Below are 25,487 nucleotides of genomic sequence, written 5' to 3'. Positions count from 1 at the left end.
GCTATTATAACATTGTTCATTCTAACTGACAATAGAGTCGGGCAAGTGACTCTTTGTATCTACCTATTCTTTTTATACACCCTAAATCTGGCAAAGCGGAAAGAAAAGTGGGGAGTTTTTGGCGTTTATTTCCAATGTACGCCAAATTCATGTTTTGGGTTTGTGTGCTCTGATCAGTACTTTTTATATGGTAAGGATTGGCTATGTCACAGCGAGCGCCCCATAGAGGGATGACTTCAACTTATACACAAGAGCGTGAGTTTATTGAGTCGTTGCCTACTACTCCTGGTATAACGCGTATGCGCAGGTATGCTCAGGCTCTGCTAAAGGGGGAGCGTCCTCCTGGCTTTGGGCGCTGGCTTTTGAGCTTGTATGGCCTGGGTGCTGGATTGGGCCTCTGCCTGGTCGCGCTCTACCCATCCTGGCTTCGTCTGGGCTTTGCGCCTATGCAGGCTAGCCTGGCTACGCTCTGGCCCTGGCTGTCTGGCATCTATCACCTTTTGGAGGAGAAGCTCCCACTAGATGCTGGCTGGTGGCAGGGGCTGATGTTCTTGCTCGCACTGCTGGTACAGGCGCTGCTCTGGCGTTGGGGCGTGCGAGCGGCACGCTACCAGGATCGTGCTGCTCAAGGTATTCTGCTTGGTAGCATCGTTGGTTGGGCTGCCCTCTTTGTCGTGCTGATGCTCTTTGCACCGCTGGGCAGTAGCCTCCTGGCCAGCGATATCTTACATTCAAGTTTATATGGGCGCTTGATAGTTCTTTACGCGGTAAATCCTTACCTTGTGAGCCCACAGATGTTTCCTCAAGATGTGGCTGTCATGGCGCTAGGGGGGCATCTCACCCCTGCCGCAGCATATGGCCCGGCATGGCTAGATATAAACTTACTACTCACACTGGTGGCGCGGGAGCATGTGGGATGGCAGGTGCTGGGTTTGCGCTTGCTTGGGAGCGTGGCTTACTTCTTGACGATAGCTCTGCTCTGGCAGTTGACGAAGCACCAGAAGCCAGAATGGCGGATTTCGGCCGTGCTACTATATGCCTGGAATCCCCTGGTACTGGCACTGGGTATCGCGCAGATGCATGTGGAGACCGTGGTAATTTGCCTGCTATGCGTCGTGCTCTGGTGCTGGTTGCGCGGGGCTTTGCTGGTTGGCTGGCTCTTTCTACTGCTGGCAATGCTGATGTATCCTCCCTGTGTCGTACTGCTCCCGCTCTGTGCAGGCTTCTTTATCCGGGAGAACGCGCTACGGCATGCCTCGCGCTGGCGACGTCTTGGGCAGTGGACTCTGTTGTGTGTGCTGAGCTTTTTTGCGCTGGGGCTTACCTATCTGCCGTATTGGCAAGGTTGGGGAGGAGGGGGTCTGCTCCAGCAGGGGCAGATGATCTTCTGGTCGCCAGAGGCGCGTGCTTCATTGGAGGCGGGCCTGCTTGCACTTATCAGGGGCCATCCTGGCTGGGTTACAGATATGTGGCAACCTTCGTGGTGGGTGGTGGGTGAGCTAGTAGTAATGGCGTGCTTTCTTGGCTTTAGCCTCTGGCTGGCTCAGACGCTAGAACTACTCGCTTTTTGTGCGGCCTGGTTGCTATTATTGCTGGCTTATCTGCATCCAGTATATCGACCAGCAAGTTTGTTGCTGCCTCTGGCGTTATTGCTGTGTACTGGGAGTTGGCGTAGCCTGGCCTTACTCTTCCTGCTCCAGATTGGCGCGCTTGCCACGTATGACTATGGGCTACAGCAGCCCGGTTGGGAACTGGCTGGCTTGCTGGGTATCTGCCTCCCGTTTCTGCTCTGGGGATGGGGACTCTGTATATGTGCAGCCTGGCGTATGGCACGCGCGCGTAGTGTTCCCGAGGAGCCGGTCAAGCCTCGGCGTGGGCTAAGCCGCTTTAGCAGCCGCCTTTCGCGCCCTGGCTGGCTCTCCAGGCCCTCTCTGCGCGGCTTCAAAAGAAATATACCTTAAAGGGAAGGCTGCATATTGCGAAGAGAGAGCCAGTTATGCTATAATCGTTCACGCAAGCGGGGAATATCTCTTGAAAAAGGCTTCTCTGCGCCTTTGATGGAGTGCTTATTGCTTGAAAGGGCTGAAAAATTTAGCATTCAAGCATTGCGGGATACGTTATAGTACCGCCCTCTTCTGATGTAGGTGCCTTCGATCCTCACGCTGTTGGCTGTTCTTGATATGAGAGCATGAGACTACAGAGAGAAAAGATTGATGCGCTGCGTTAGCAATTGAGCGGCTGTTTTTGTGTGGGAAACACAGGCAGCCATGAGGATTGTGAAGAGGTATGGCTGCATAGAAAGCAGTTGCTCTCATTTATTGTCTACCCCGCCAGAAATGGAAAGAAGAGTCATGAAGCAGAAACTGAAGACACACAAAGCCATGGCCAAGCGGGTCCAGGTGACCGGCTCTGGCAAGTTCATGCGTCGTAAAGTGGCCATCAACCACCTGCGCACCAACAAGTCCTCCCATTTCACCCAATCGGCCGACAAGAAGTTCCAGCTCGCGACAGCCGATACACGTCGTCTGAAGCGCTTGCTGCCTTACGCCTTCTAGTTGTTAAGATTCGAAACGGAGGATTCTAAAGAACTATGCCAAGAGTAAAACGTGGCGTACCTGCCCACAAGAAGCATAAAAAACTTTTACAATTTGCGGAAGGCCACCGTGGTACACGCAAGCGCTTATTCCGCCCGGCGCATGAATCAGTCATGCGTTCAATGGCTTACATGTATCGCGACCGCCGTAACCGCAAGCGCGATATGCGTAGCCTCTGGATCACACGTATCAACGCCGCCGCGCGTATGCATGGAATTTCTTATAGCACTTTGATGCACGCCATTCATGTTGCCAACATCGACGTTGACCGCAAGATTCTTGCTGAGATGGCCGTCAATGACATGGACGCCTTTAGCGCTGTGGTGAAGGCCGCGCTCGCGGCTGTTGAAGCCGCCAAGTAAGATTGTAGCAGGAGCGCAAAAGAATGCGCCGGAACCAGCATGCTGGTTCCGGCGCATTCTTTTGCGCTCCTGCTACAGAGGGAAAAACATAACATTGATTAGTAGTACAGCTAATCCGCGTGTGAGTAAGCTACAGCGTTTGCATACCACGCGTGGGCGTAAAAAGAGTGGCCAGTGCCTTTTAGAGGGACCACACCTCTTGCTGGCGCTGCTGGACGCGGGGATGATTCCGCTGGAGATATACTACCAGCCGGAGGTCATGCAGCGCCAGGCTGAGACGCGACTCTTACTTGAGCGGGTGAAAAACGCCGAATTGGGCGAGCAGCGGCTCTTTGACGTCAGTGAGCGGGTAATGGAAGCCATTAGCGACGTGCAGACCTCTCAGGGAATTGTGTGTGTCATGGACCTGGCGGCCTTTGAGGCCGCGACCGTGACCCGGCGACGTGCACCCGCATCGCGTCCCGCGCTCCTGATTCTGGACGACCTGGCTGATCCAGGCAATATGGGGACCATTATGCGTACCGCCCTGGCCGCTGATGTTGAGCGTGTGCTTCTGACACCCAACTGTGTCGATTGTTTTAACCCCAAGGTGATTCGTTCTGCTGCTGGCGCTCATCTCTTCTTGCCTGTTGAGAGCAATGTCAACTGGGATGAGATTCAGGAGCGCGTGCGGGCACATTGCCAGGAGCGGGTATTGATGGCAGAGGCACACAGCCCCAATGTGTACTTCGACCTCGATCTCGTGGCGCCTTTTGCGCTCATCATCGGAAACGAGGCGCATGGTCCTTCGCAGGCCGCGCGTGCCCTGGCAACCATCCCTGTAGCTATCCCCCAGGCGGCTGGCATTGAGTCGCTCAACGCCGCAATGGCTGCGGGCATTCTGCTCTATGAGGCGGTACGCCAACGTTCTGTAGCTTGCAGATAGTCCAAGCGAGCTTGGATCCTACAGCTGGTAGACGAAAAAGAGGACGCTGTCATTTGTGACAGCGTCCTCTTTTTCGCTTGTTGATTACCAGTTCGAATTTTGCGGCTTCTGTGGATAGCCTCGGCTGCCATTGCTATTGTTATTGCCATTGTAGTCGCCACCGTTATTGTACGGCTGCCCGTTTTGCTGGGGAGCATTCAAGCGAGGTGGATTATTGCTGGTTGGTGGCCGCCCTGCATTCCACCTTCTGCTGTTGGCCTGAGCTTCGATCGGGAACTGGGGCGAGAACTGATTAAAATCACCGTAGCCATTATCGAAGCCGTGATTATCTGAATTTGGCGAATAGGCTGGCATGGCGGTTGATGAGACAGTGCGGAACGTGTTTGTCATGGGGACTCCAGGATTGTTTCCATCGTCGACCGAGATGCGAGCGTTGCTATTAGGGGCGAGATAGCCTTCATTTTCGCGTAGCTTAAAGGCTTCCACCGAGGCGCGTAGCTGTTCAACCAGGCGTGCCAGGCGCTCCATGTTCTCGGAGGCATCGCGTGTGCTCGCGTTGCTCTGATGCGTCGACTCCGAGACGGCATGCATCAGATTTACGACGGAGCCAGTTGATGTGAGCTGTTCAACGGCTAGCTGGTTGATGCCATCAATTTCACGGGCCTGGTTTTCAATGGCGGCGAAGATCGAACCCAGGGAGATACCGGCCTGCTGCGTCAATTGTGCTCCACCAGCCGTCTCGCGCTGCGTATCTTGCATGGAGACTGCTACCGCGCCAATGTCTTCACGAATGCTGCGTACCAGGCGGTTAATAAAGCCTGCCTGCTCCTTTGAGCGTTCGGCCAGGCGGCGGATGTCGGCGGCAACGGCGCCAAAGCCCTTACCGTTCTCACCAGCCATGGCGGCCTGGATGGCGGCGTCGAGCGCGAGTCGATTTGTCTGGTGGGCGATGCTGGAGATAACTTCAGCAATTTCATTGATTTCGCGTGAGCGGTCACCCAGGTTCTGGACTTTACTCGCAGTGGTCTGTACGTTTTCGTTGATGCGTCCCATGCCTTCGATGGCTTGATACACCGAGTTACGACCGGCGCGGGCATCGGTACGCGCCTGATTCGCTACTTCCAGGAGTACTTGAGAACGGCTGGCGACCTGGCGGCTGGAGGATGCGAGTTGTTCGACCACGGCCTCGGCTTCACCGATCTGGCCGATCTGAATGTCGCCGGTCTCTACCAACTGCGTCATACGGTCGAGGGTAGAGGTAGCCGATTTTTCAACCTCGCCTGCCACCATCTTGACGCGTACGACCAGACTACCTAGCTCTTCAACCATATAGTTGAAGGAGTCGGCCAGCACACCCAGAGCGTCCGCGGTGACCTCAGCCTGAACGCGCAGGTCACCTTCACCAACACCACTGACCTCACTCACCAGCTTTTCAACTTGTCCTTGTAGAACGTCGCGCTGCGATTGTGTCTCTTGAATCAGGCGAACGATGTTATCGAGCATATTATTCATGGAGGTGGCGACGGTGTAGATCTCGTCGCGTCCATCGATATTAGCGCGTGCGTTTGTCTCGCCGCGGGCGATACGCTTAGTCAGGTTAGCGAGGTCGCGCAGGGGATCAGTAATGGTGCGGTTGACGACGTAACCGATAACGATGATGATGGTGATAGTAAACAGGAAGGAGATGGTGGTCGCGCTGATAAGGGTATTGTTCAGGGACGCTCCGGGATCGGCCACAATGTTGCTTATCTCGGTCGCGTAGACATCAACGAAGCCCCAGCGGTCGGAGAGCTCTTTATATTTGCTATCTAACGTTTGGAGATCGTTCAGGATAGCAGTTTTGTCGCCATTTGGCATATCGTGGTTATCCAGCCTCTGTTCTGCCGCGTAGTATTGACGCCAGGTGGTGCTTGTTAGCAGGTTAAGGGTCTGCGTCTGAACATGTGGAATATTGGTGTCGGCTGAATCAGCGGTGACGGCGTCGAGAATACCCTTCATCTTAGGGGAATCTTGAAGCGAATACTTGTCCTTAAATTGGCTGAGGTTGCGATCAATCTCACTGGCCTGGGCATCGAGGTTCTGGACAAAGTTCGTCAGGCGATCACCATTGGAGAGGTTAGACCGAATCAAGTCTGGCTGATCGCGCAAGAGGCGAATCTCCGATTTGATATACGCGCTATCCTCGATCATGTTTGTCGCGTAGCGCAGTTGGGCACTACGACCGTTGATCGTATTTGTGAAGACAAATCCAAGGATGATGATGATAAGGCCAGGAACGACTGCCGCCAAAAGAAAGGCGTAGAAGAGGCGGCGAAAGATTGGAATATTCGCAATAGACTTAAACATTGTACGCGTGTCCTCCGCAGGCGGCAGGGTGATGATTTTATGAATTGTGGACTACAAGGCACATTGCTGAGTGGTGAGTTTCAGATTTGAAAGGGCTACATTGGAGTGTAGCGTACTTTATAGTGAAAAGAAATACTCTTCCAAAAGAATGGCCTTTTTTTCCTAGTCGTCGATGTTTATGGCATGTTATACTGTGTCAAGGAAAAATACCTGAAGTCGAAGGAGCCTTCATATGCATGCCAACTCTCTTGATCTCTGGCCATTTCGTAAAGTTTTGATCGTGAACCGCGGGGAGATAGCGCTGCGCATCATTCGTGCTTGTCGCGAGCTAGGCTTGCGCAGTGTTGCTGTCTACAGTGATGCGGATCGCGATGCCCTGCACGTACGTATGGCCGACGAGGCGTATCATATAGGACCTGCCCAGGCGTCACAGAGCTATCTACATATTCCAACGTTGTTAGAAGTCGCGAAGCAATCAGGCGCCCAGGCGGTTCATCCCGGTTATGGCTTTCTGGCGGAGAACGCCGAGTTCGTGCGTGCCTGCCAGCAGGCAGGACTGATTTTTGTGGGCCCTCCCGTTGAGGCACAGCTTGCGATGGGTGAGAAGACCGCGGCTCGCCGCACTGCCCAGGCAGCGGGAGTTCCCATTGTTCCTGGCGCGATGGCAGATGTAGAGGATGACCAGGTGGCGCTGGAGATTGCCGAGGAACTGGGATATCCTATTCTGCTGAAAGCCGCGGCGGGTGGTGGTGGCAAGGGTATTCGCCTGGTACGTGAGGCCAGGGATCTCTCATCCTCGTTACGGACGGCACGCAGCGAGGCTCAGAGCGCCTTTGGCGATGGACGCGTCTACCTTGAGAAGGCTATTACGCCCGCGCGCCATATCGAGGTGCAGTTTATCGTTGATACGCATGGTAATGCGGTTCACCTGGGAGAGCGCGAGTGTAGTATTCAGCGTCGCCACCAGAAGCTGATTGAAGAGTGCCCCTCGCCTATTGTCGATGAAGAATTGCGCGAGCGTATGACCTCGGCGGCGCTAAATTTGATTCGCTCTATTGGCTATGTTAACGCTGGCACGGCGGAGTTCCTGGTTGGACCAGATGGTAATTTCTATTTCCTGGAGGTCAATGCGCGTATCCAGGTCGAGCATCCTGTCACAGAATGGTGCACAGGAGTTGACCTTGTCCAGGAACAGTTCCGCGTGGCCGCGGGCCTACCCCTCTCCTTTACCCAGGAGGATATCGTCTTGCGGGGGTCTGCGATTGAGTGTCGCATCTCGGCGGAAGATCCCGAGAACCGCTTCCTGCCTGCCACTGGAACTGTAAGCGCGTTGCAGGAGCCAGGCGGACCGGGTGTGCGGGTTGAGAGTAGCCTCTATGCGGGCTTGCAGGTGCCACTGTATTATGATCCGCTGCTTTCCAAGCTGGTTGTCTGGGGCAAGGATCGAGAGCAGGCCATCGCGCGTATGCGCCGCGCCCTGGCTGAATACCAGGTGGTGGGAGTGCGCACTACGTTGCCCTTTGCGCGCTGGCTGATGGAGCAACCGCGTTTTCTCGCAGGCGATATGTCGACAGACTTTATCGCCCAAGAGTGGGATGGGCATAAGGCGCAGACTTTCGAGGAGCAGGATGCTCAGGAAGAGCCATCGCTTGAGCAGGTCGCCGCGCTTGCCGCCAGCCTGCTAATGGATGCGAGTATCAAGGAAAAGCAGCTTCGGACGCAGCCCCAGGAAGATGGAGCAGGCGGACATAGCCGCTGGCGCGAGCGAGGCTGGAGAGAAGCCGTCTGGCGTGTATAGGTAGATATATTGGGTTGAAATCATTGATTCCAGCCCAATATATTTTTTATTCTTCGACGGGATGGGGAAGTTCAAAGGTGGGAGGCTCCTGGCCCTGGCGTGCGGCGGCGGCAGCCTTGAGGCGTTCGACGGCCTCATAGGGGACATAGCGACCACCCAGAGGGGTGGGATGGATGCCAGGCCCATGAAAATCTGAGCCTCCGGTTGGGATGAGGCCATAGATTTTCGCTAACTGGAGCAGGGTTGTCTCCTGTTCTGTGGAGTAGTAGCCGTAGTAGGTCTCCAGCCCCACGAGTCCTGCCTTGCAGAGATCTGGCAGCCATTCTTGCAGGCGAACGACCCCTGGATGATCATAGGGATGCGCCACGACGGGCAGGCCGTTGGCGCTGGCAATCAGGCGAACGGCGTCTATTGGTGCCAGCTTATAGCGCGGTACGTAGCCGACCTGACCGTTGCCAATATATTTCTCGAAGGCCTCAGGGATGCTCTGGACATAGCCTGCTTCAAGCAAGGCTCGCGCGACGTGGGGGCGCCCGACCGATCCCCGGGCAATTTCGCGCACCTGCTCCCAGGTGATATGGATGCCAGCCTCATTCAACTGTTCAACCATGCGTTGCCCACGATGCTCACGCGCGTTGCGTAGGCTCTGCAAGATGTGCTGAAAGGCTGGCCGTTTGTACTCAAGGAAATATCCCAGGACATGGACCTCTCCCCCGCTGAAATCGGTGTTTAACTCGATACCAGGCAGCAAATCAATGTCATACGAGCGCGCGGCCTCCAGTGCCTCGTCCAAGCCATTGGTGCTGTCGTGATCGGTGAGGGCCATGACCTTGAGTCCAGCCTCGTGAGCATGGCTCAGGAGTTCCGTGGGAGAATAGATGCCATCAGATGCCGTGGAATGGGTGTGAAGATCGACAAGATTTTTCATGAGTGATCTTTGTACCTCTTCTATGCTTTACGGAGGTATGGGTGTGGGACAGAGGGTGCGAGTACACCCTCTGTCCCACACCCATACCTCCAGATGTTTCTTTAGCGGGCGTAGTCGACCGCGCGTGTTTCGCGGACGACGCAGATTTTAATCTGGCCTGGATAATCAAGGCTCTCTTCAATTTTGTGAGCGATCTCGCTGGCGAGCTGGGAGGCGCTGTACTCGTCCACCTCTTCAGGTTTCACGATAATGCGCACCTCGCGCCCGGCCTGAATGGCGAAGGATTTCTCAACTCCGGTAAATGAATTGGCGATATGCTCAAGTGCCTCCAGGCGTTTGATGTAGAGATCAACCGTCTCACGGCGCGCGCCAGGGCGAGCCGCCGAGATGGCGTCCGCGGCCTGCACGATAGCTGCTTCGAGGGTCTGAGGCTCGGTCTCGCTGGCGTGGTGGGCAACGATGGCATGCACGATGCGCGGCGACTTGCCGAAGCGCCGCGCGACCTCGCCACTGATGATGGCGTGTGGCCCCTCGACCTCCTGGTCAATGGCCTTGCCCATGTCATGCAGTAGGGCTGCAGCCTTACACACATTGACGTCGGCGCCCAGTTCATGCGCGATGGTCGCAGCCAGAATCGAGACCTCGACCGAGTGGGCCAGCACGTTCTGCCCATAGCTCGTGCGGAAGTGCAGGCGCCCCAGAATCTTGAGCAGTTCTGGTTGCAGGCCATGAACATTGGCCTCCAGCGCGGCATTCTCACCCGCCTCGCGGATGATGATATCCACCTCCTGACGGGCCTTGGCCACGACATCTTCAATGCGTGCCGGGTGAATACGCCCATCAATGATGAGCTTGGTCAGGGCGAGGCGGGCCACTTCACGCCTGACGGGATCAAATCCCGAGAGAATGACTGCCTCGGGGGTATCATCAATGATCAGGTCAACCCCGGTGGCGGCTTCCAGGGCGCGGATATTGCGGCCCTCACGTCCGATGATACGCCCTTTCATCTCATCATTAGGAAGCGGCACAACGGAGACAACGGCCTCTGCTACCTGGTCGGAGGCACAACGCTGGATTGCCAGGGTGATGATCTCGCGTGCGCGGGACTCGGCCTCCTCACGCGCCTGCTCTTCGATCAGACGCGTGCGCTGGGCGGCCTGGACACGCACCTGGGCCTCGATGCGCGAGAGGAGCAGTTGCTGAGCCTCCTCCTCTGTCATCTGTGCCAGGCGTTCAAGTTCAAGCAGGTGCTGGCGCTTGAGCTCCTCAATCTTGTCGCGGGCCTGCTCCAGGTCGCGCTCCTTCGTATTGAGTTTACGCTCGCGTAGTTCCAGGTTGTCCAGCTTGCGCTCCAGGTTCTCTTCTTTAGTTAGAATACGGCGCTCCTGGCGTTGCAGTTCAGAGCGGCGCTCCGCATTCTCTTTCTCTATGGTCGCCCGAAAGCGTGCGGTCTCCTCGCGTGCTTCCCGCAACGCCTCCCGCTGTTCGGTTTGGACTTCCAATAATTTCTGTTCACTGGTCTCGCGAAGCTCGCGTAGATTCGTTTCATGGCGTCCTTTACTTTTAGTTATCCCATATTGATAACCAGAGTACAGGGCCATGAGTACGCCAATGATGAGCAAAAATGCTACTAATAACAAACTTATTTGTGGTGACACGACGGCCTACCTCCCGGTCGTGGTAAACAGGCCATTATAGGCTTGGAATAGCAGTATAAGTGTTCCATTCCCTTTGTAATTCATGCTTGGACTGTCTGTCAGCTTCCCTTCATAACAGTTCTCAGCACCTGCGGTACTTCGCTCGGGGTTATGGGTGTGATGGTGGGCTAGCTCTGCCAGCCCACCATCACACCCATAACCCCGAGCCATGAAGTGGCGAGGTGTCTTAAACATGTTCACTCATATGAAAAGAAACATAACACTATGCAATATGGAATGGTGCAGCGCTTAATATGATGTTCTTCAATGATGGGCTTTCAAGGCATTCTGCAAACGGATGGAACGTACAACCGAATTATACATTAAAAAAAGATAACAAGGGTATTCTGTATATGTCCTCGCGAGAGGAGAGTGCGCAAAAAGCGCAAATGCATCCTACTCTATTTTTGCCTGCTTGCGCGGGAAAGCGTTCATCAAACCATACGACTAAGCGTGCGGCTATGCACACGCTCAGGCCATATCAGAAGGTATATTATGCGCCTAGCCTACTATATAAGAGTGGGAAGGCTACGTCAAGGCTGAAAAATGGGGGATATGGCGGAGAGCAAGGGGGGAGCGGGCAAGCAAGCAGGATATCTGGCTGATTTTGTAGGTAACCAAATATCCTGCCAATGCGTGATGATTGTATTATACCGTCCAATGTCCTGTCATAAATTGCAGGGTCAGGAAGGTGAGGAAAGGGAGTGAGAGCAGCAGATAGGCTTGATGGAATTTAGGAGAGCGCTCTCCCAGGCGGGCAAGGATGATAAAGGCCATAAAGAGTTCCAGCACAAAGCGCTGTGTGGAAGGCATTGGATCGTAGCCCTGTCCAGGAGCGCCAGGAACGCCTGGCCAGAGGATGGCGTAAAGCAGGGCGCAGCCCCAGAAGACTAGCAGCGGCCATTGATCGCGTGGGAGGCGATCTCGTCCAAAGATCGCCAGGAGGAAGAGGACCAGGAAGGCTATAAACGTACCCAGGTCAATCAAGATATGTGGTGTAGAGAAGCTCAAGGGACTATGCACGACAAGCTGTTGCAGGGATTGGTAGATTGCCATTCCAGGAATGACCGCGCCCGTACGCCAGTCTACCTGGGCATGCGAGAAGGCCAGAGGATCACCCAGGCGTACATACAGACCAAGCATGTAGACAATAAGCCCCAGTGGAATGAGGAGTGCTGGCAATAGGTGTGGAATGTGTTTCAGCAGGGCCACGGGACGCACTGGGCGCAGATTGGGGCGCAGCTCCGGCCAGCGCTGGCGCACATACTCACAGAAGAAGATAACAAAGAGTAGGATCGCGATAGAGCGGCTCATTGCAGCCAGGAAGCCGAAGACGCCCGCGAACCACCAGGCTCCCCGACGCAGGGCATAAAAGCAGCCGAGCATCAAAAAGATAAAAAGCGACTCGTTATAGCCAGCAAAAAAGAAGAACGCCGTGGGGAAGATGGCCTGGTAGAAGACGGTGCGTTGCGCAAGCTCTCTACTAAACTCCATCTCCACAAAGCGGTAGAGCATAACCATCATGCCGAGCGTGGCTACATTTGAGACCAGCATGCTGGCGACAAGTATGCTATGGGTCGGAATGATCTTACTGGTAAGGGCCACAAGTGCGGGATAGAGCGGAAAGAAGGCTGCGTTCTGCACCTTGGTGTAGCCACTGGTAGCGATGGTGATAAAGCGAATGGCGTCCCAGCGATACCAGGTATGAAGCATAGTATTAAAAGAGAGATGATCGTACGAATAGTTCGGGATATTGAAGAGGACGCCCCCAAAATAGGTGAGTAGTAGAAAAATCAGGCGTGTGATAATGTATAAGAAGAGAATGTTACGCGTCGCCTGCCACCAGGGGGAGAGAAATTCGTTCCATGCCTGGCGGGGACTACGCGTGACCGGGGCTGAGCTATCGGTCGTGATAGCTGAAGGTGTATGCTGTATGCTCATTTGTAGAATACCTGCTCTCACGGCTAAAAATTGTATGCGTTCGGTGTAGTGGCGGAACTATATAGCGATCCAGCGATGGAGTATCTGTAAAGTTCCACGCGAGAAAAATTTTGTTGATGTATGTAACGTGGTTAGTATAGCGGAAAATAATTGTAGCTGTCACCGTCCTAACCCTTTATTCCGAAAACTAACCCCATCCGGGGGAGGCGGCGTCACTTTCGTGACTAGCGCTTCGCGCTCAGATTTTCGGAGAAGAAGTAACCTGAATATCGCAATGAGGTGCAAAGTTCTATGAATGTTCAGAGCTCAAAAAAGGCGGTACCACGCTCGGTACTGCGTCCAACACATGTCGTGACCTGTTTCCTCCAAAGGGGTGATGAAGAGCATACTCGCTTATTGCTGGTGAGAAGAAGTCAGCAGGTGGGGAGCTATCATGGTCGCTGGGCTGGTATCAGTGGATTTGTCGAGGTAGGGATCTCACCTGAGCAGCAGGCATATACCGAGATTCTTGAAGAGACGGGACTCGCACGTGAGCAGGTGCATATGTTGCGGCGCGGTGGGATTGTCGAACATGTCGACCAGGATTTGGGGCGTCACTTCTATGTGCATCCCTTCCTCTTTACCGTTAACGAGGACGAAAGTATTACGACGGACTGGGAGGCGACAGATATGCGCTGGGTCGATCCAGATACCATGCGTAATTTTGAGACCGTACCCAAATTGCGTGAGGCCTATGAGGCGGCTTTGCGTGGCGAAGAGGTCCAAGCTGAATAAACGCTCCTTTTGTTTGCTTCTCTGGATGAGCAGAAACGTATTTGCGCTGGAGCAAGAAAGGAGGCACATCCGTTAATTTGGGATGTGCCTCCTTGGTGTTTGAAGCCTATTTTTAGAGGCGCTTAGAGGCGCTCAATAATGGTTGCGATGCCCTGGCCAACGCCGATACACATGGTCGCGAGGCCATAGCGTCCCCCACTGCGCTCTAACTCGTGGAGCAGGGTAACGACCAGGCGGGCGCCGCTACAGCCTAGTGGATGGCCGAGGGCGATGGCTCCGCCATTGACGTTGAGCCTCTCCTGGTCGATCTCTAGCTCATGGCTGCATTGTAGCACCTGGCAGGCAAAGGCCTCGTTCAGCTCGACCTGGTCGATGTCCTGCATGGTTAGTCCTGCGCGTTGCAGGGCTTTGCGGGTTGCGGGAATGGGTCCCAGGCCCATATAGGCCGGGTCGACGCCAGCGACGGCTGTCGCCACGATGCGCGCCCGTGGACGCAGGTCCAGTTCCCTGGCACGGGAGGCGGAGGTCACGACCAGAGCCGCGGCCCCATCATTGATGCCAGCCGAGTTTCCGGCTGTCACGCTGCCTCCCTGGCGGAAGACTGGCTTCAGGCGCGCCAGTTTCTCTAGCGAGGTATCGGGGCGCGGATGCTCGTCCTGGGAGACGCTGAGCTCCTCGCCCTTCTTTTGTGGGATCGCGACCGCGACGATCTCCTGGGCAAACTTTCCTGACTGCTGAGCGGCGACGGCGCGCTGGTGACTGCGTAGGGCATAGGCGTCCTGCGCCTCGCGGCTGATCTGGTAGCGCTCGGCAACGTTCTCGGCGGTCTCGCCCATGCTATAGGGATGATACAACTTGGACAGTTTGGGGTTGACAAAGCGCCAGCCGAGCGTTGTATCCTCAAGCTTCTGAGCACGACCAAAGGCGTTGTCGCTCTTGCCCATGACGAAGGGGGCGCGCGTCATGCTCTCCACCCCGCCAGCTATAAAGGTATCGCCCGCCCCGGTTTGAATGGCCTGGGCGGCGCTATTTAGCGCCTGGAGTCCCGAGCCGCAGAGGCGGTTTACCGTCTGACCAGCCACTGTGATAGGGAGGCCCGCCAGGAGCAGCGACATGCGAGCGACGTTGCGGTTATCCTCGCCAGCCTGGTTTGCGCAGCCAAAGATCACATCTTCCACGCTGGCTGGATCAACCTGCGCTCGCCTGAGCGCCTCCTGAATGACCAGGGCGCCCAGATCATCTGGGCGTACATCTTTGAGGATACCACCATAGCGCCCGATGGGCGTACGAACTGCCGAGAGAATAACCGCGTCTTCCATGTGTTATCTCCTTAGACGAAAACCAAGCCCCATTCGGGGGCGCAGCGCCCGCTCACGCGGCTAGCGCTCACGCGCTCAGGTTTTCGAGAGGCACTACCTGCCTTTGAACTCGGCCTGGCGCTTCTCAATAAAGGCGTGCATGCCCTCACGCATATCCTCGGTCGCGAAGAGCAAGAAGAAGTTTTTGCGCTCGATCTCCAGCCCATCTTCCAGCGGCGTCTCAAAGGCGAAGAGCACCGACTCCTTCGCCAGGCGTGCGGCAACAGGAGCCTGCTGAGCCACCTTCTTCGCCAGCTCAAGAGCGGCTTTCAGGTGTTCGCCCTTGGGCACGATGCGGTTGACCAGGCCCAGGTCGGCCAGTTCTTGCGCGGGAATCTGCGCGCCTGTCAGCACCATCTCCATGGCGCGGTACTTGCCGAGAGTACGCGCCAGGCGCTGTGTGCCACCCGCGCCGGGGATAACGCCAATGAGGATCTCAGGCTGGCCAAAGCGCGCGTTCTCCGAGGCGATGATCATATCGCAGAGCATTGCCAGCTCGCAGCCGCCGCCCAGGGCGTAGCCACCAACGGCGGCGATGAGCGGCGTATGCACGCGCTTGATACGCTGCCAGCCGTCGAAGGCGCTCAGCATCATATCGATGGGCGACTTGTCGGACATCTCCTTGATATCGGCGCCCGCGGCGAAGGCCTTCTCGCCCGAGCCCGTAATGACGATACAGCGAATCGCCTCGTCGCGATCAAACTCCTCCAACGCGTCAGCCAATTCATTTACAAGCTGGAAATTGAGCGCATTCAATTCTTTAGGACGGTTCAGGGTCACAATCCCGACGCGCTCGTCACGTTCAATGAGGATATACTGATATTCTGTCATAACTCTCCTTAGATGCTTGCTAGAGAACGAGGGGCGGGGGACGCTGCATGGCCCTCATATGCCCCTCAAAAAGGGTCTATGTGCCAGAAATATTCTGCTTGTAGTATATCATCCATGAGGGACGCGACGCTGCTACAGCACGTGGCTCTAACGGGTCCAGACGCCCTGGGGATCGCATTCGCGGATGATGTGTAGTTCCTCGGGGCTGGGTGGTGGCGTCTCGCGGCAGTCGGGCGCGAGGCGCAGCGGCCAGCCGGTCTGTTCCTGTACTTCCTCAATAGAGGTGCCTGGATGGTAGGATTGTAGCAAGGCCTCGCCGTTATCTGGATCGAAGGTGAAGAGCCCCAGGGTGGTGATGAGCGCGGCGGGGCCTCCACGGGGCAGGCCGACCCTGCGTCGCCAGGCGCTACCCGCGGGGCCCTCTGCATCGGGATAGCCATAGCCGGGGCTGGTCACAAAATCGACGCGCTCACGCAGGCGATGGCGTTCATGGGGCATGATGATCGCCAGGCGGTGGGCGAGCGAGGCGATATCGGCTCCGCCCCCGCTGCCAGGGAGGCGCACGCGTGGCTGCTGCCAGTCGCCAATGAGCGAGGTGTTGAGATTCCCATAGCGGTCAATCTCCGCCCCGCCAATGAAGCCAAGCTGAACGTCGCCTGCCGCCAGCGAACCCAGGACATTGACCATATCCGTCGTCCAGAGCGCACCAGTGATGTTAGGGGCATCGCCCATGGTGTAGAGCAGTTCGGGCGCGGGCGTATCGCGCACGATGCCACACTCAAAGAGGCCAATGCAGTTGGGGGCATGCGTGCGTTTCGCCAGGGCAAAGGCCAATAGAGGGAGGCGCATCCCGACGAAGACCAGTTCATGATCGCGGATCTGGCGTGCCGCGCATACGACCATCAGTTCGCGCTCGCTATATTCTCTTGCCATATGGATTGCCTTTCTGCACTCGAAAGTGGGCCTTAAGCATGGACCCTACCAAGTATTTAATAACCATAGTCGACGGGGGAGGCGTAGCGATGTTCTCTGATTTTCAGGGTACGCATGCGGTCTTCTCCCAGGCGTGCGAGGTAGGTAGCGCGGTTAGGGACGTTCAGGACCCATTCCTCCAACCATTGCTGGAAGCCCTCCTGGGTGCGGGTGCGCTGGTGATACTCATGATAGAAGGCGTGATCGCGATTGTAGCAGCCCTGGACCGAGGAGGGATGTGCTCCCCAAGGTTCATGCACCACGGCGCGAACCTTGTAGGATGGGCCAAGCACGCGGTTGGGATCGCTCAAAATAGTCTCGCGTGAGACGAGGTCATCGGCGACGATAATTACATCGTGTGCGGCCAGAAAGGCGCTTGCACAGATACCGAGATTTCCCCAGGCGTGGGCATTGCCCTCCTCGTCGCTGCGTTGCACATGTACGACGGCCACATCTGGCTGGAGCGCAGGTACAAGCAGGATGGGGGCCTCATCCAGGGGTGAGCGTTCAACGCGCAGGCGCGGGTTCTGGCGGGGAATATCGCTTCCCAGTAGGGTGCGCGTGGGTATGTAGGGCGAGCCGACGCTGGCGGCCAGGAGGGCCAGAGCGATGGTATGATTGCTATATTCTTCAACATGGATGGAATGGGGAAGCTGTTTCTCTACAGCGCGGCGATAGCAGTGGCCCAGGCCCTCGCTCACATTACCGACCCAGGCAGCCTGGATTGTGCTGACGCAGCCTGCGCCGATTAACTGGTCAAAGAGGATATCGGAGATGGGGCCAATGAGTGCCAGGTTCTGGCGACGCTGGCGAATGATCTCGTGTCCGACGGCAAAGGGAATGAGGGGTTCGAGGGCCAGACCGAGAGCTACGGAAGCTCCATCGGGAATGTAGCGCGCTACGGCTTCGGCCATTGAGAGACGTTTGCTCATACGCTTGTTCTCCATCGAAGCTAATGCAGGGAGACACGATAGGGCACCATTGCCACTACCACAAGTATTCAAGCACACGCTCTTATCCTACCACATTACGCTTTGTATGAAATATTGTGTTCAATTTTTACACTTACATAATTCTTGTCCTAAAAATGGGTGTAGAAAGCGTCTAAAAGAGTGAGAGAGGAAAATTGGATGCCTCAGCTTTACCGTTTTTAAGCGCGACAGAAAGAATAGATGAGTGTGTGGATGGAGGAGGCGGAGAAATGGTGCAAATGTCCCATGTGCCTGGGGGAATGGGACGGTATAGTTGTACCTGTAGCGATGTGTTGGTCATCGAAAGTATGTGCGAGGAGAAACAGCAATGAAGAACCAGCAGCCAAAGAATGTCCTGTCCGCTCTCGGCCTGTCGTCGTTTGTGTTTGGTATGTTGATTGCGGCTGTGGCACTGGGCGCGAATATGCTCCGCCCAACAGTGCATGTGGGAAATACGAGCCTGGACCTGGCGCAGATGGTCGTGTTGGTTCTGGGTGTGGTGCTGGTTCTGGCGGGGGGCGCGCTGACCTTCCTCAAGGGGAAAGTGGTGAGGCTGATGCGCTGGGATGAGGATGTGCAGGTCGCTGAGCAGGCGTAGGACGAGCTTACGAAACGCCCTGGAAAGCGTCATCCATAGATAAACGTTACTGGTAGATAAAAGAGGACAACCTGGAACGAGAGCCGTTCCAGGTTGTCCTCTCTGGCTATGCCGCGTCTATTCCCACTCGAGTGTTGAGGCGGCCTGGTACTCGGTGACGCGGGTCTCGAAGAAATTCTTCTCTTTGCTCAGGTCCATGGTCTCGCTCATCCAGGGGAAGGGGTGAGACGAATGGAAGATGGGCGCGAGGCCGATGCGCTCAAGGCGGCGGTCGGCGACGTGCTGAACATAGCTGCGGAAGGACTCGGCGTTCAGGCCGAGGATGCCATTGGGCAAGCAGTCATAGGCATAGGCGATCTCCAGCTCCACGGCACGCTTGATCAGGTCATAGATATGCGCCTGGAACTCGGCAGTCCACAGTTCGGGATTCTCAGCCTTGATGCCATTGATCAGGTCGATGCCGAAGTTGAGGTGGATAGTCTCATCGCGCAGAATATACTGGAATTGCTCGCCCACGCCAGTCATAAGGTTGCGGCGATGGAACGAGAGCATCATCACGAAGCCACTGTAGAAGAAGATACCCTCCATGATGATATAGTAGCCGATCAAGTTTTGCAGGAACTTCTGCATGCCCTCAAAGGTCTCGGTCGAGAAATCGGGATCGAGCACCGCTGAAGTCAGCTGCATCTCAAACTCGTCCTTCTCCTTGATCGAGGGGATTTCGTGGTACATATTGAAGACTTCGCGCTCGCTCAGGCCCAGGCTCTCCACAATGTAGAGGAAGGTATGCGTGTGGATCGCCTCCTCGAAGGCCTGGCGTAGCAGATACTGACGGCACTCGGCGTTCGTAATGTGTTTGAAGATCGCGAGCACGAGATTATTGCCGACCAGGCTCTCGGCGGTGGCGAAGAAGCCCAGGTTGCGCATGATGACGAGGCGCTCGCCGGAGGTCAGCTTATTGGAGCGCCAGGTCTCGATATCCTTGGTCATGGGAACTTCGGTGGGCATCCAGTGATTGGCGCAGCCGTTGAGATAGTGTTCCCAGGCCCAGCGATACTTGAGGGGCATGAGCTGGTTGACATCAACGTGCCAGCCATTGATTAGGCGTTTCTTCTGGGCCTGCTGCTCGCTGGCGGGGGTGGTATTGGTAGGTGTGATAGGGGTATCGTCAAAGGATATGCTCATGTTCTCTACGAAGCTCCTTATGTTATATATAATCGGTTTAACCGCTAAATGGTGCGGAGATCTGTAGGGTCTATGCAAGCATGGACTCAAAGCGTCGCCCTGCGAGACGTAACTCATCTAGTGGATATCTCGCTTGGGTTGCGTTAGAGTCCATGCTTGCATGGACCCTACAATTTGTGTGAGTGTTACTGGCAGGCTTCGCAGTCATCGCCGAGATTGCAGACCGCGCCCTCGCCGCTCAGTTCCAGGGGAATAGGAGTGGACTTAGGCTGCTGGGCCTGATTCTCGCGCTCGACCTGGATATTGCTCGATGGGCTGCTGTTCTTCATCCAGCGAGGCTGAATGCCGAAGCGGTTAATATCGACGGTCGACTTCTCAACCTGGGTCGCGGCCAGGGTACGCAGGTAGTACGTGGTCTTGAGGCCACTGTTCCAGGCTAGCTGGTACATATCACTGAGCTTCTTGCCGCTGGGATTGTAGAGGTAGAGGTCAATCGACTGCCCCATGTCGATCCACTTCTGTCGGCGGCTGGCGCACGCGATGAGCCAGCGTGGCTCGATATCAAAGGCGGTCAGGTAGCGCTGGCGAATCTCCTCCGGCAGGAAGGTCATCTCTTGTAAGGAGCCGTCGTAGTACTTGAGGGCTTCCAGCGTATTGCGATCCCAGATCTCCAGGCGCTTGAGATCGTCAACCAGGAAGGAATTGATGATCGTGAACTCGCCCGAGAGGTTGCTCTTGACGTAGAGGTTCTTGTAGCTAGGCTCAATCGACTGGCTGACGCCAACGATGGAAGAGATGGTTGCGGTCGGAGCAATCGCCATGACATTGCTATTGCGCATACCATTCTGCTTTACAGCCGTGCGCACTTTATCCCAATTCAGGGTCATGCTGCGGTCCATGTCGACCTTCTGACCGCGTTCCTCCTCCAGGATGGCAATGCTATCGATAGGCAGGATGCCGCGATCCCACTTCGAACCCTGATAGCTGCCATAGGTGCCACGCTCGGCGGCCAGCTCGCTTGAGGCCAGGATGGCGTAGTAGGAGATGGCCTCCATGCTGCGGTCGGCGAACTCGACGGCGGCCTCGCTGGCATAGCTCACGCCCAGTTTGTAGAGCGCGTCCTGGAAGGCCATCAGGCCCAGGCCAACGGGGCGGTGACGCAGATTGGCATTGCGCGCCTCATCGGTTGGATAGTAATTAATATTGATCACGTCATCGAGCATGCGAACCGCTGTACGGACGGTCTTCTGCAAGCGCTCATGATTGAGCTTGCCATCGATGATGTGCGCTGCCAGGTTAATCGAACCCAGGTTACACACGGCGGTCTCGTCGTTCGAGGTGTTGAGCAGAATTTCGGTGCAGAGGTTGCTGCTATGCACGACGCCGGCGTGATCCTGGGGCGAGCGTACGTTGGAAGGATCCTTAAACGTGATCCAGGGATGACCGGTCTCGAAGAGGCGGGTCAGCATCTTGCGCCAGAGGTCGAGAGCCGAGACGCGGCGGTAGTGTGTGATCTGGCCTGCCTCAACCATGCGCTCGTACTCCTCGTAGCGCTGCTCGAAGGCCTTGCCATAGAGGTCATGCAGATCGGAGACCACGTCCGGACTAAAGAGCGTCCATTGCTCGTTGCGCTCGACGCGCTTCATGAAGAGATCGGAGATCCAGCACGCGGTATGCATATCATGTGTGCGGCGGCGATCATCGCCCGTGTTCTTGCGCAGGTCGAGGAACTCCTCGATGTCCAGGTGCCAGTTCTCAATGTAGGCACAGACCGCGCCTTTGCGCTTGCCGCCCTGGTTGACGGCCACCGCGGTATCATTGACGACCTTGAGGAAGGGGATGATGCCCTGGCTGATGCCATTGGTACCCTTGATGTGTGCGCCCAGAGCGCGAACGCGCGTCCAGTCGTTACCCAGGCCACCAGCCCACTTGGAGAGCAGGGCGTTATCCTGGATGCACTTGAAGATATGGAACAGGTCATCGTCTACCGTCGTCAGGTAGCAGGATGAGAGCTGTGGATGGGCCGTACCAGCGTTAAAGAGGGTTGGCGTCGCCGAGGTGAAGTAGAACTGGGAGAGCAGTTCGTAGAACTCGATGGCACGAGCTTCTTTATGCTCTTCGTTAAAGGCCAGGCCCATCGCGACGCGCATCCAGAGCAGCTGTGGCAGCTCGAAGCGGCGATTGTTGTCCTGGAGGAAGTAGCGATCATAAAGGATCTGCAAACCCTGGTAAGCGAAGAGTTGGTCGCGCTCAGGATGGATGGCCGAGGCCAGTTCAACCAGGTCATACTCTTGAAAGCGTGGGTCGAGATAGCCCTTGCTCACACCAAATTCAACATAGTCTGAGAGATAGTTTTTATAGATACTGGCCGCGTCATTGAGTCCAACACGTGTGGCCTGAGTCGTAGAGAGGGCCTCATTGTAGAGGCTGATCAACAGGAGACGGGCAGCGACAAAAGTGTAGGCTGGCTCGAACTCGATATTCGTGCGGGTCGCCATAATCAGTGCCTGCCACAGCTCCGCATCAGAGATACCAGCATACGTGGTAGCATTTACAGATTGGAATAATTGATCAACATTGACCTCGGGTCCAAAGCCCTGACAAACTTCTTCGAGAATACGTCGTACTGCTTGAGAGTCGGAGGGACTGGTCGCCCCGGTAGAGGTGCTACCCTGCTCGGAATTGCTTGCCGTATTTAATTCAAATGTATCTGATACTTGAGACATGGACTAATACCTCTTATAAAATACAATCAAAAAAGCCTGTCCACAGCCGGATCAGGCTTGAGAAAGAGGAACGACATAGAGAACAGTCAGACGCGTGTGTTCTGACTGCTAGCAATGCCTCGCGAAAGGCGGAAAGCTCTAGAAAACTCTAAATATACGTTCTCAGTCTCACCAGTTAAAACGCCAGGGTGAAAGTGTTTTCACTTGTATGAAAATGGTAATTGTTCCCAATAGATTGTGTCTGTGCCAGCCAACCCGTGTTAACCGTTTTTCTTATATACAGTCTTTTTATCGCTTTTATTGGCTAGCTCGCGGCGTGTTGGGTTCTGTATCTTTTATTTCCGCGTGGTATTACACTACCATAAGGCTTGGGAGAAGTCAAGACCGTATGGGACCGAATTCTCAACATGTTGTGTCGAGGTGCACGCTCAGAAACAACATATAGTGGTTTTCTCGCCAGGGACGACCTCATACTCTAAGCTTTGCCATACAAATCTTCTACCGGAAGGGCTATAAGCGCTTCTCTGGCTGTTCTTGGCCCTAAAAAGACCGCGATACCGAAGGCCACAATAGAATGTCTTATCACCTACACGCGGCCAGGACAAGCCTGGGTTCAGAACCTGGAGCATGAGGAGGCGAAGGTACTACGCCCTCCAGCAAAGAGGTACTACCACATCGTGGATGAACGGGCATGCTTTTGAACCAGGGGGCGATTCAGCCCGTGGCATTACTGTTGCCGGTAAAATAATATCTTTAGCCAGGGCTAAGGGGCCTATTATAGCGTTGCCTGGGCATTGGCGGTGGCGGGTATGATAGAGACAGGGGCATGGCCGTGTACACCATATGTCGAAGGGACAAAGCGGTGACCTCTGAGCGTCTCGTGCGCTTTATCATGCAGCTACAGAATGAGAAAAAACCAGCTGAAAGGCGCCAGTTACTGCTAGACGAAGTCCGCCAGTGTAGCGGGGCGCTCCTGGCTGCCTTATTTCTCTATGTACCTGGCGCACATGCTTTTGTATTGCGTGGGTATAGTGGCGCGTACCCACCAGGAGCGCCCCCCCTCATTCCAGGTGGTGGGGGACTAAGCATGGCCCAGGCCCAGCAGGGATGGCTCCTGCTCCCCACCCAGGAAAGCAGGCAGTACCTGAACTCACAGGAACTGGCATGGATTGAAAGAGACGCGTCTATTCGCCTGCATAGTTTACGCTCAAGTAAGCGTAGTGAGGCGGATCAAGGGGTTATATTACTGGCCCCCAGAGATACAGGTCCGCAAGGTCGTGAAGGGATGGAGGCACTAGACGTCTATGTCTCGTTGCTACCGGCTTATCTCTCGCTCGCACAGGAGGAGGAGAGTGTGATGGATGAGTTATCATTGATTGACACTGGCGAGGGTGGGCGCCAGGAGACAGTTGCATTGCAAGAGATGGAGCAGCGCGCCGGAGTGGATACGTCCGCGACAAAGGACCAGAAAACCCAGACAAACCCACGCACAGTACCCGCTGAGAACTCCCTGGCGAGGTCTATTGATGCGGGGTTGCATCAGGGGAACACTCCCGCCCTCGCAACCAGTCTCAGCAGGCTCTACGAGGTAATGCTGATAGGTGAGTACAAGGTTGAGGATGATGCCTTATATTCGTTGCTGATGGAGCAGATGAGCGATCTCATTGGCGCCAAGCAAGCCTGGCTCTTTCTCTACCAGGCGGAACAACAACGTTTCTCCCTGGCGGGAAAACAGGAAGCGGGTGATGCTGAGGAGCTATTGCGACGCCTTCCTGAGCCCGGAATGCTGGAAGAACTGGCTCAGCGCGAGCCAGGAGAGACAATGATCGCACTTCATATCGAAGATGGCGTTCTACTGATCCTGCCGCTGAGCCATGAGCCAGGGCTGGCCGGGGTCGCTCTCTTCAGGCTCTCTCACTCCATGCCCCCTCTCGAGACCCGGCTTGTACTGTCATACATGGCGCGAGTCGCGGTACTGCTCCTGTGTGACCGCGAGGCGCATGCGACCATTCAGCGTGAGAGTATGCTAGAAGAGCGCAACCGCCTCGCGCGCGATATTCATGATGGCCCCGCGCAGCAATTGACGCTAGCTCTGCTCAAATTAGAGTATGCACAGAGGCGTCTATTGAAGTCCCCGGAGTATGTCGAGAGCGCGTTCTGGCACACCCTATCCGAGGATTTGGATCGCGTAGGCGCGGTCTTGCGCGAGTGTGTGGAGGACCTACGGCACACCATCACCACCGAGCTACCCATGCAGCTAGAGCAGCAGAGCTTTATATTCACACTTCGCCTGGAACTTACTGAGCGCGAGCGGGAGGTTCTACGCCTGATGAGCGAGGGCCTGACAAATCGTGCAATTGCTAGCCATCTACTGATCAGCATTGAGACCGTCAAAACGCATATTCACCACATCATGCAGAAGCTCCAGGCCAGAGATCGCACCCAGGCGGTCGCGCTTGCCATAAAGTATGGCCTGATCTAGTCGATGGACCGACGCGTGCTTTAGCAGCGTCGTGCCCCACTCTAGGATTGCTCGCGCAAGGCTCGGGGTGCCATCTCTTCATCTGTTAGCAGCCCCTGACGCAGGGCAAAAATAGCGACCTGGGTGCGGTCGCGCAAGTGGAGCTTCTGGAAGATAATTGAGAGATAGTTTTTCACTGTCTTCTCTGAGTAGGAGAGCCGTTCAGCGATCTCCTTGTTGCTCAAGCCCGCGGCGACATAGCGGATAATCTCCAGCTCTTTCTCCGTGAGCAGGTCCGTGCCCTGGTTACTGCTGGTAGTATCGGCCAGGCGGCGAAACTCGCCTACGATGGCACGCGTCATCTCTGGTTGGATGGAAAGCCCCTCGTTATAGACGGTACGAATGGTTTCAGCTACCTCGTGCGCAGAGGCCGACTTGAGGATGTAGCCGCGAGCACCATTCTTCATGGCCTGGAGCATTTGCTGGCTCTGGCGATACATGGTGAGCATAATGACGCCCACTGTCGGAAACTCCTGTACAACCTGGCGCGTCAGGGTGACACCATCAACTATAGGCATCAGGATGTCCATAAGCACGATATCAGGCTGAAGCTGGCGAATCTTTTGCAGGGCCTCAAGGCCATCTCCGGCCTCTCCCACTACCTGGATATCCTCTTCCAGCCCTAGCAGGTGATGCACACCCTCGCGGAAAAGAGCATGATCATCCACCAGCAAGACCGTAATAGTGCTTGCTCCTCTCTGCTCATGTCTCTCCCCCTCACCCCCTCCCTGCTTTGGGAGATAGGGACTATCGATATGATCTTCTGGGGATTCACGGGGTAATGGCGAGGGTCGCTCAGTCATGGCTATGGTATACTTCCTAGCGTCTCTATCCTAAGAGGCACACTATATTACATGCAGAAGCTTTCTTTGGCGAGATGGTTGTTTGGGTTGATTGGCTACAATGCGGATAATTCTTTCTGTAGTATACCAAGCAAGCGAAATACGGCATCACTCATTT

General features: G+C 55.5%; 20 protein-coding genes. 8 read left to right on the top strand and 12 right to left on the bottom strand.

Features of this window, described 5'->3' with window-relative positions; translation table 11 throughout:
- Window positions 1–203: 203 nt before the first annotated feature.
- From JMJ16_RS37025 to JMJ16_RS37010, 4 genes are all read left to right on the top strand, one after another.
- A complete protein-coding gene (locus JMJ16_RS37025; protein WP_201389768.1) occupies window positions 204–1,961 on the top strand; it encodes a hypothetical protein in 1,758 nt (585 codons plus the stop codon).
- A gap of 390 nt (window positions 1,962–2,351) precedes the next feature.
- Window positions 2,352–2,555, top strand: coding sequence for a 50S ribosomal protein L35 (gene rpmI, locus JMJ16_RS37020; protein WP_007908521.1), 204 nt, complete (start codon window positions 2,352–2,354; stop codon window positions 2,553–2,555).
- A gap of 35 nt (window positions 2,556–2,590) precedes the next feature.
- Window positions 2,591–2,956 carry a 50S ribosomal protein L20 gene (gene rplT, locus JMJ16_RS37015; protein ID WP_007908520.1) on the top strand — a complete coding sequence of 122 codons (366 nt, stop codon included), beginning with the start codon at window positions 2,591–2,593 and terminating at the stop codon, window positions 2,954–2,956.
- A gap of 94 nt (window positions 2,957–3,050) precedes the next feature.
- On the top strand, window positions 3,051–3,881 hold the full coding sequence (locus tag JMJ16_RS37010; protein ID WP_201389766.1) for an RNA methyltransferase: 831 nt from the start codon (window positions 3,051–3,053) through the stop codon (window positions 3,879–3,881).
- A gap of 84 nt (window positions 3,882–3,965) precedes the next feature.
- On the opposite strand, the gene JMJ16_RS37005 is transcribed toward JMJ16_RS37010, so the two are convergent.
- On the bottom strand, window positions 3,966–6,227 hold the full coding sequence (locus tag JMJ16_RS37005; protein WP_201389765.1) for a methyl-accepting chemotaxis protein: 2,262 nt from the start codon (window positions 6,225–6,227) through the stop codon (window positions 3,966–3,968).
- Window positions 6,228–6,459: 232 nt separating this feature from the next.
- On the opposite strand from JMJ16_RS37005, the gene accC reads away from it, so the two are divergent.
- Window positions 6,460–8,025: an acetyl-CoA carboxylase biotin carboxylase subunit gene (gene accC, locus JMJ16_RS37000; protein ID WP_201389764.1), complete on the top strand. Its 1,566-nt coding sequence runs from the start codon at window positions 6,460–6,462 to the stop codon at window positions 8,023–8,025.
- A gap of 46 nt (window positions 8,026–8,071) precedes the next feature.
- Here the strand turns inward: accC and JMJ16_RS36995 are convergent, their stop codons facing one another.
- From JMJ16_RS36995 to JMJ16_RS36980, 4 genes are all read right to left on the bottom strand, one after another.
- On the bottom strand, window positions 8,072–8,953 hold the full coding sequence (locus JMJ16_RS36995) for a PHP domain-containing protein (RefSeq protein WP_201389763.1): 882 nt from the start codon (window positions 8,951–8,953) through the stop codon (window positions 8,072–8,074).
- Between the two features lie 101 nt (window positions 8,954–9,054).
- Window positions 9,055–10,611: a ribonuclease Y gene (gene rny / locus JMJ16_RS36990; protein ID WP_201370491.1), complete on the bottom strand. Its 1,557-nt coding sequence runs from the start codon at window positions 10,609–10,611 to the stop codon at window positions 9,055–9,057.
- A gap of 6 nt (window positions 10,612–10,617) precedes the next feature.
- On the bottom strand, window positions 10,618–10,845 hold the full coding sequence (locus JMJ16_RS36985) for a hypothetical protein (protein WP_201389762.1): 228 nt from the start codon (window positions 10,843–10,845) through the stop codon (window positions 10,618–10,620).
- 453 nt (window positions 10,846–11,298) lie between these two features.
- On the bottom strand, window positions 11,299–12,591 hold the full coding sequence (locus JMJ16_RS36980; RefSeq protein WP_201389761.1) for a mannosyltransferase family protein: 1,293 nt from the start codon (window positions 12,589–12,591) through the stop codon (window positions 11,299–11,301).
- 291 nt (window positions 12,592–12,882) lie between these two features.
- Here JMJ16_RS36980 and JMJ16_RS36975 point away from each other — a divergent pair, with 291 nt between their 5' ends.
- Window positions 12,883–13,365: an NUDIX pyrophosphatase gene (locus JMJ16_RS36975; protein WP_201389760.1), complete on the top strand. Its 483-nt coding sequence runs from the start codon at window positions 12,883–12,885 to the stop codon at window positions 13,363–13,365.
- A 122-nt stretch (window positions 13,366–13,487) separates the two neighbouring features.
- Here the strand turns inward: JMJ16_RS36975 and pcaF are convergent, their stop codons facing one another.
- The 4 genes from pcaF to JMJ16_RS36955 form a co-directional block, all read right to left on the bottom strand.
- Entirely contained in the window at window positions 13,488–14,684 is a 1,197-nt protein-coding gene (pcaF, locus tag JMJ16_RS36970) for a 3-oxoadipyl-CoA thiolase (protein WP_201389758.1), read from the bottom strand.
- Window positions 14,685–14,777: 93 nt separating this feature from the next.
- Window positions 14,778–15,554 (bottom strand): enoyl-CoA hydratase-related protein, encoded by a 777-nt coding sequence (locus JMJ16_RS36965; protein ID WP_201389757.1) that lies wholly within the window; start codon window positions 15,552–15,554, stop codon window positions 14,778–14,780.
- 147 nt (window positions 15,555–15,701) lie between these two features.
- Window positions 15,702–16,487 carry a CoA-transferase subunit beta gene (locus JMJ16_RS36960; protein WP_236601882.1) on the bottom strand — a complete coding sequence of 262 codons (786 nt, stop codon included), beginning with the start codon at window positions 16,485–16,487 and terminating at the stop codon, window positions 15,702–15,704.
- A gap of 56 nt (window positions 16,488–16,543) precedes the next feature.
- Window positions 16,544–17,458: a CoA transferase subunit A gene (locus JMJ16_RS36955; protein WP_201389756.1), complete on the bottom strand. Its 915-nt coding sequence runs from the start codon at window positions 17,456–17,458 to the stop codon at window positions 16,544–16,546.
- Window positions 17,459–17,825: 367 nt separating this feature from the next.
- On the opposite strand from JMJ16_RS36955, the gene JMJ16_RS36950 reads away from it, so the two are divergent.
- The gene (locus JMJ16_RS36950; RefSeq protein ID WP_201389755.1) at window positions 17,826–18,095 is read left to right on the top strand and encodes a hypothetical protein; all 270 of its coding nucleotides are present in this window, start codon (window positions 17,826–17,828) and stop codon (window positions 18,093–18,095) included.
- Between the two features lie 117 nt (window positions 18,096–18,212).
- Here the strand turns inward: JMJ16_RS36950 and JMJ16_RS36945 are convergent, their stop codons facing one another.
- Together JMJ16_RS36945 and JMJ16_RS36940 are read right to left on the bottom strand one after the other, a co-directional pair.
- The gene (locus JMJ16_RS36945) at window positions 18,213–19,280 is read right to left on the bottom strand and encodes a ribonucleotide-diphosphate reductase subunit beta (RefSeq protein WP_201381249.1); all 1,068 of its coding nucleotides are present in this window, start codon (window positions 19,278–19,280) and stop codon (window positions 18,213–18,215) included.
- 185 nt (window positions 19,281–19,465) lie between these two features.
- Complete coding sequence (locus tag JMJ16_RS36940; RefSeq protein ID WP_201389754.1) at window positions 19,466–22,006, bottom strand: ribonucleoside-diphosphate reductase subunit alpha; 2,541 nt, start codon at window positions 22,004–22,006, stop codon at window positions 19,466–19,468.
- Window positions 22,007–22,868: 862 nt separating this feature from the next.
- Between JMJ16_RS36940 and JMJ16_RS36935 the strand changes: the two genes are divergently transcribed.
- Window positions 22,869–24,488, top strand: a complete 1,620-nt coding sequence (locus JMJ16_RS36935) for a response regulator transcription factor family protein (RefSeq protein WP_201389753.1) — start codon at window positions 22,869–22,871, stop codon at window positions 24,486–24,488.
- A gap of 41 nt (window positions 24,489–24,529) precedes the next feature.
- Here the strand turns inward: JMJ16_RS36935 and JMJ16_RS36930 are convergent, their stop codons facing one another.
- On the bottom strand, window positions 24,530–25,330 hold the full coding sequence (locus JMJ16_RS36930; protein ID WP_201389752.1) for a response regulator transcription factor: 801 nt from the start codon (window positions 25,328–25,330) through the stop codon (window positions 24,530–24,532).
- Between the last annotated feature and the right edge of the window lie 157 nt (window positions 25,331–25,487).

The organism is Ktedonobacter sp. SOSP1-52 (assembly GCF_016587395.1).
This window is presented reverse-complemented; position numbering and strand designations above follow the sequence as displayed.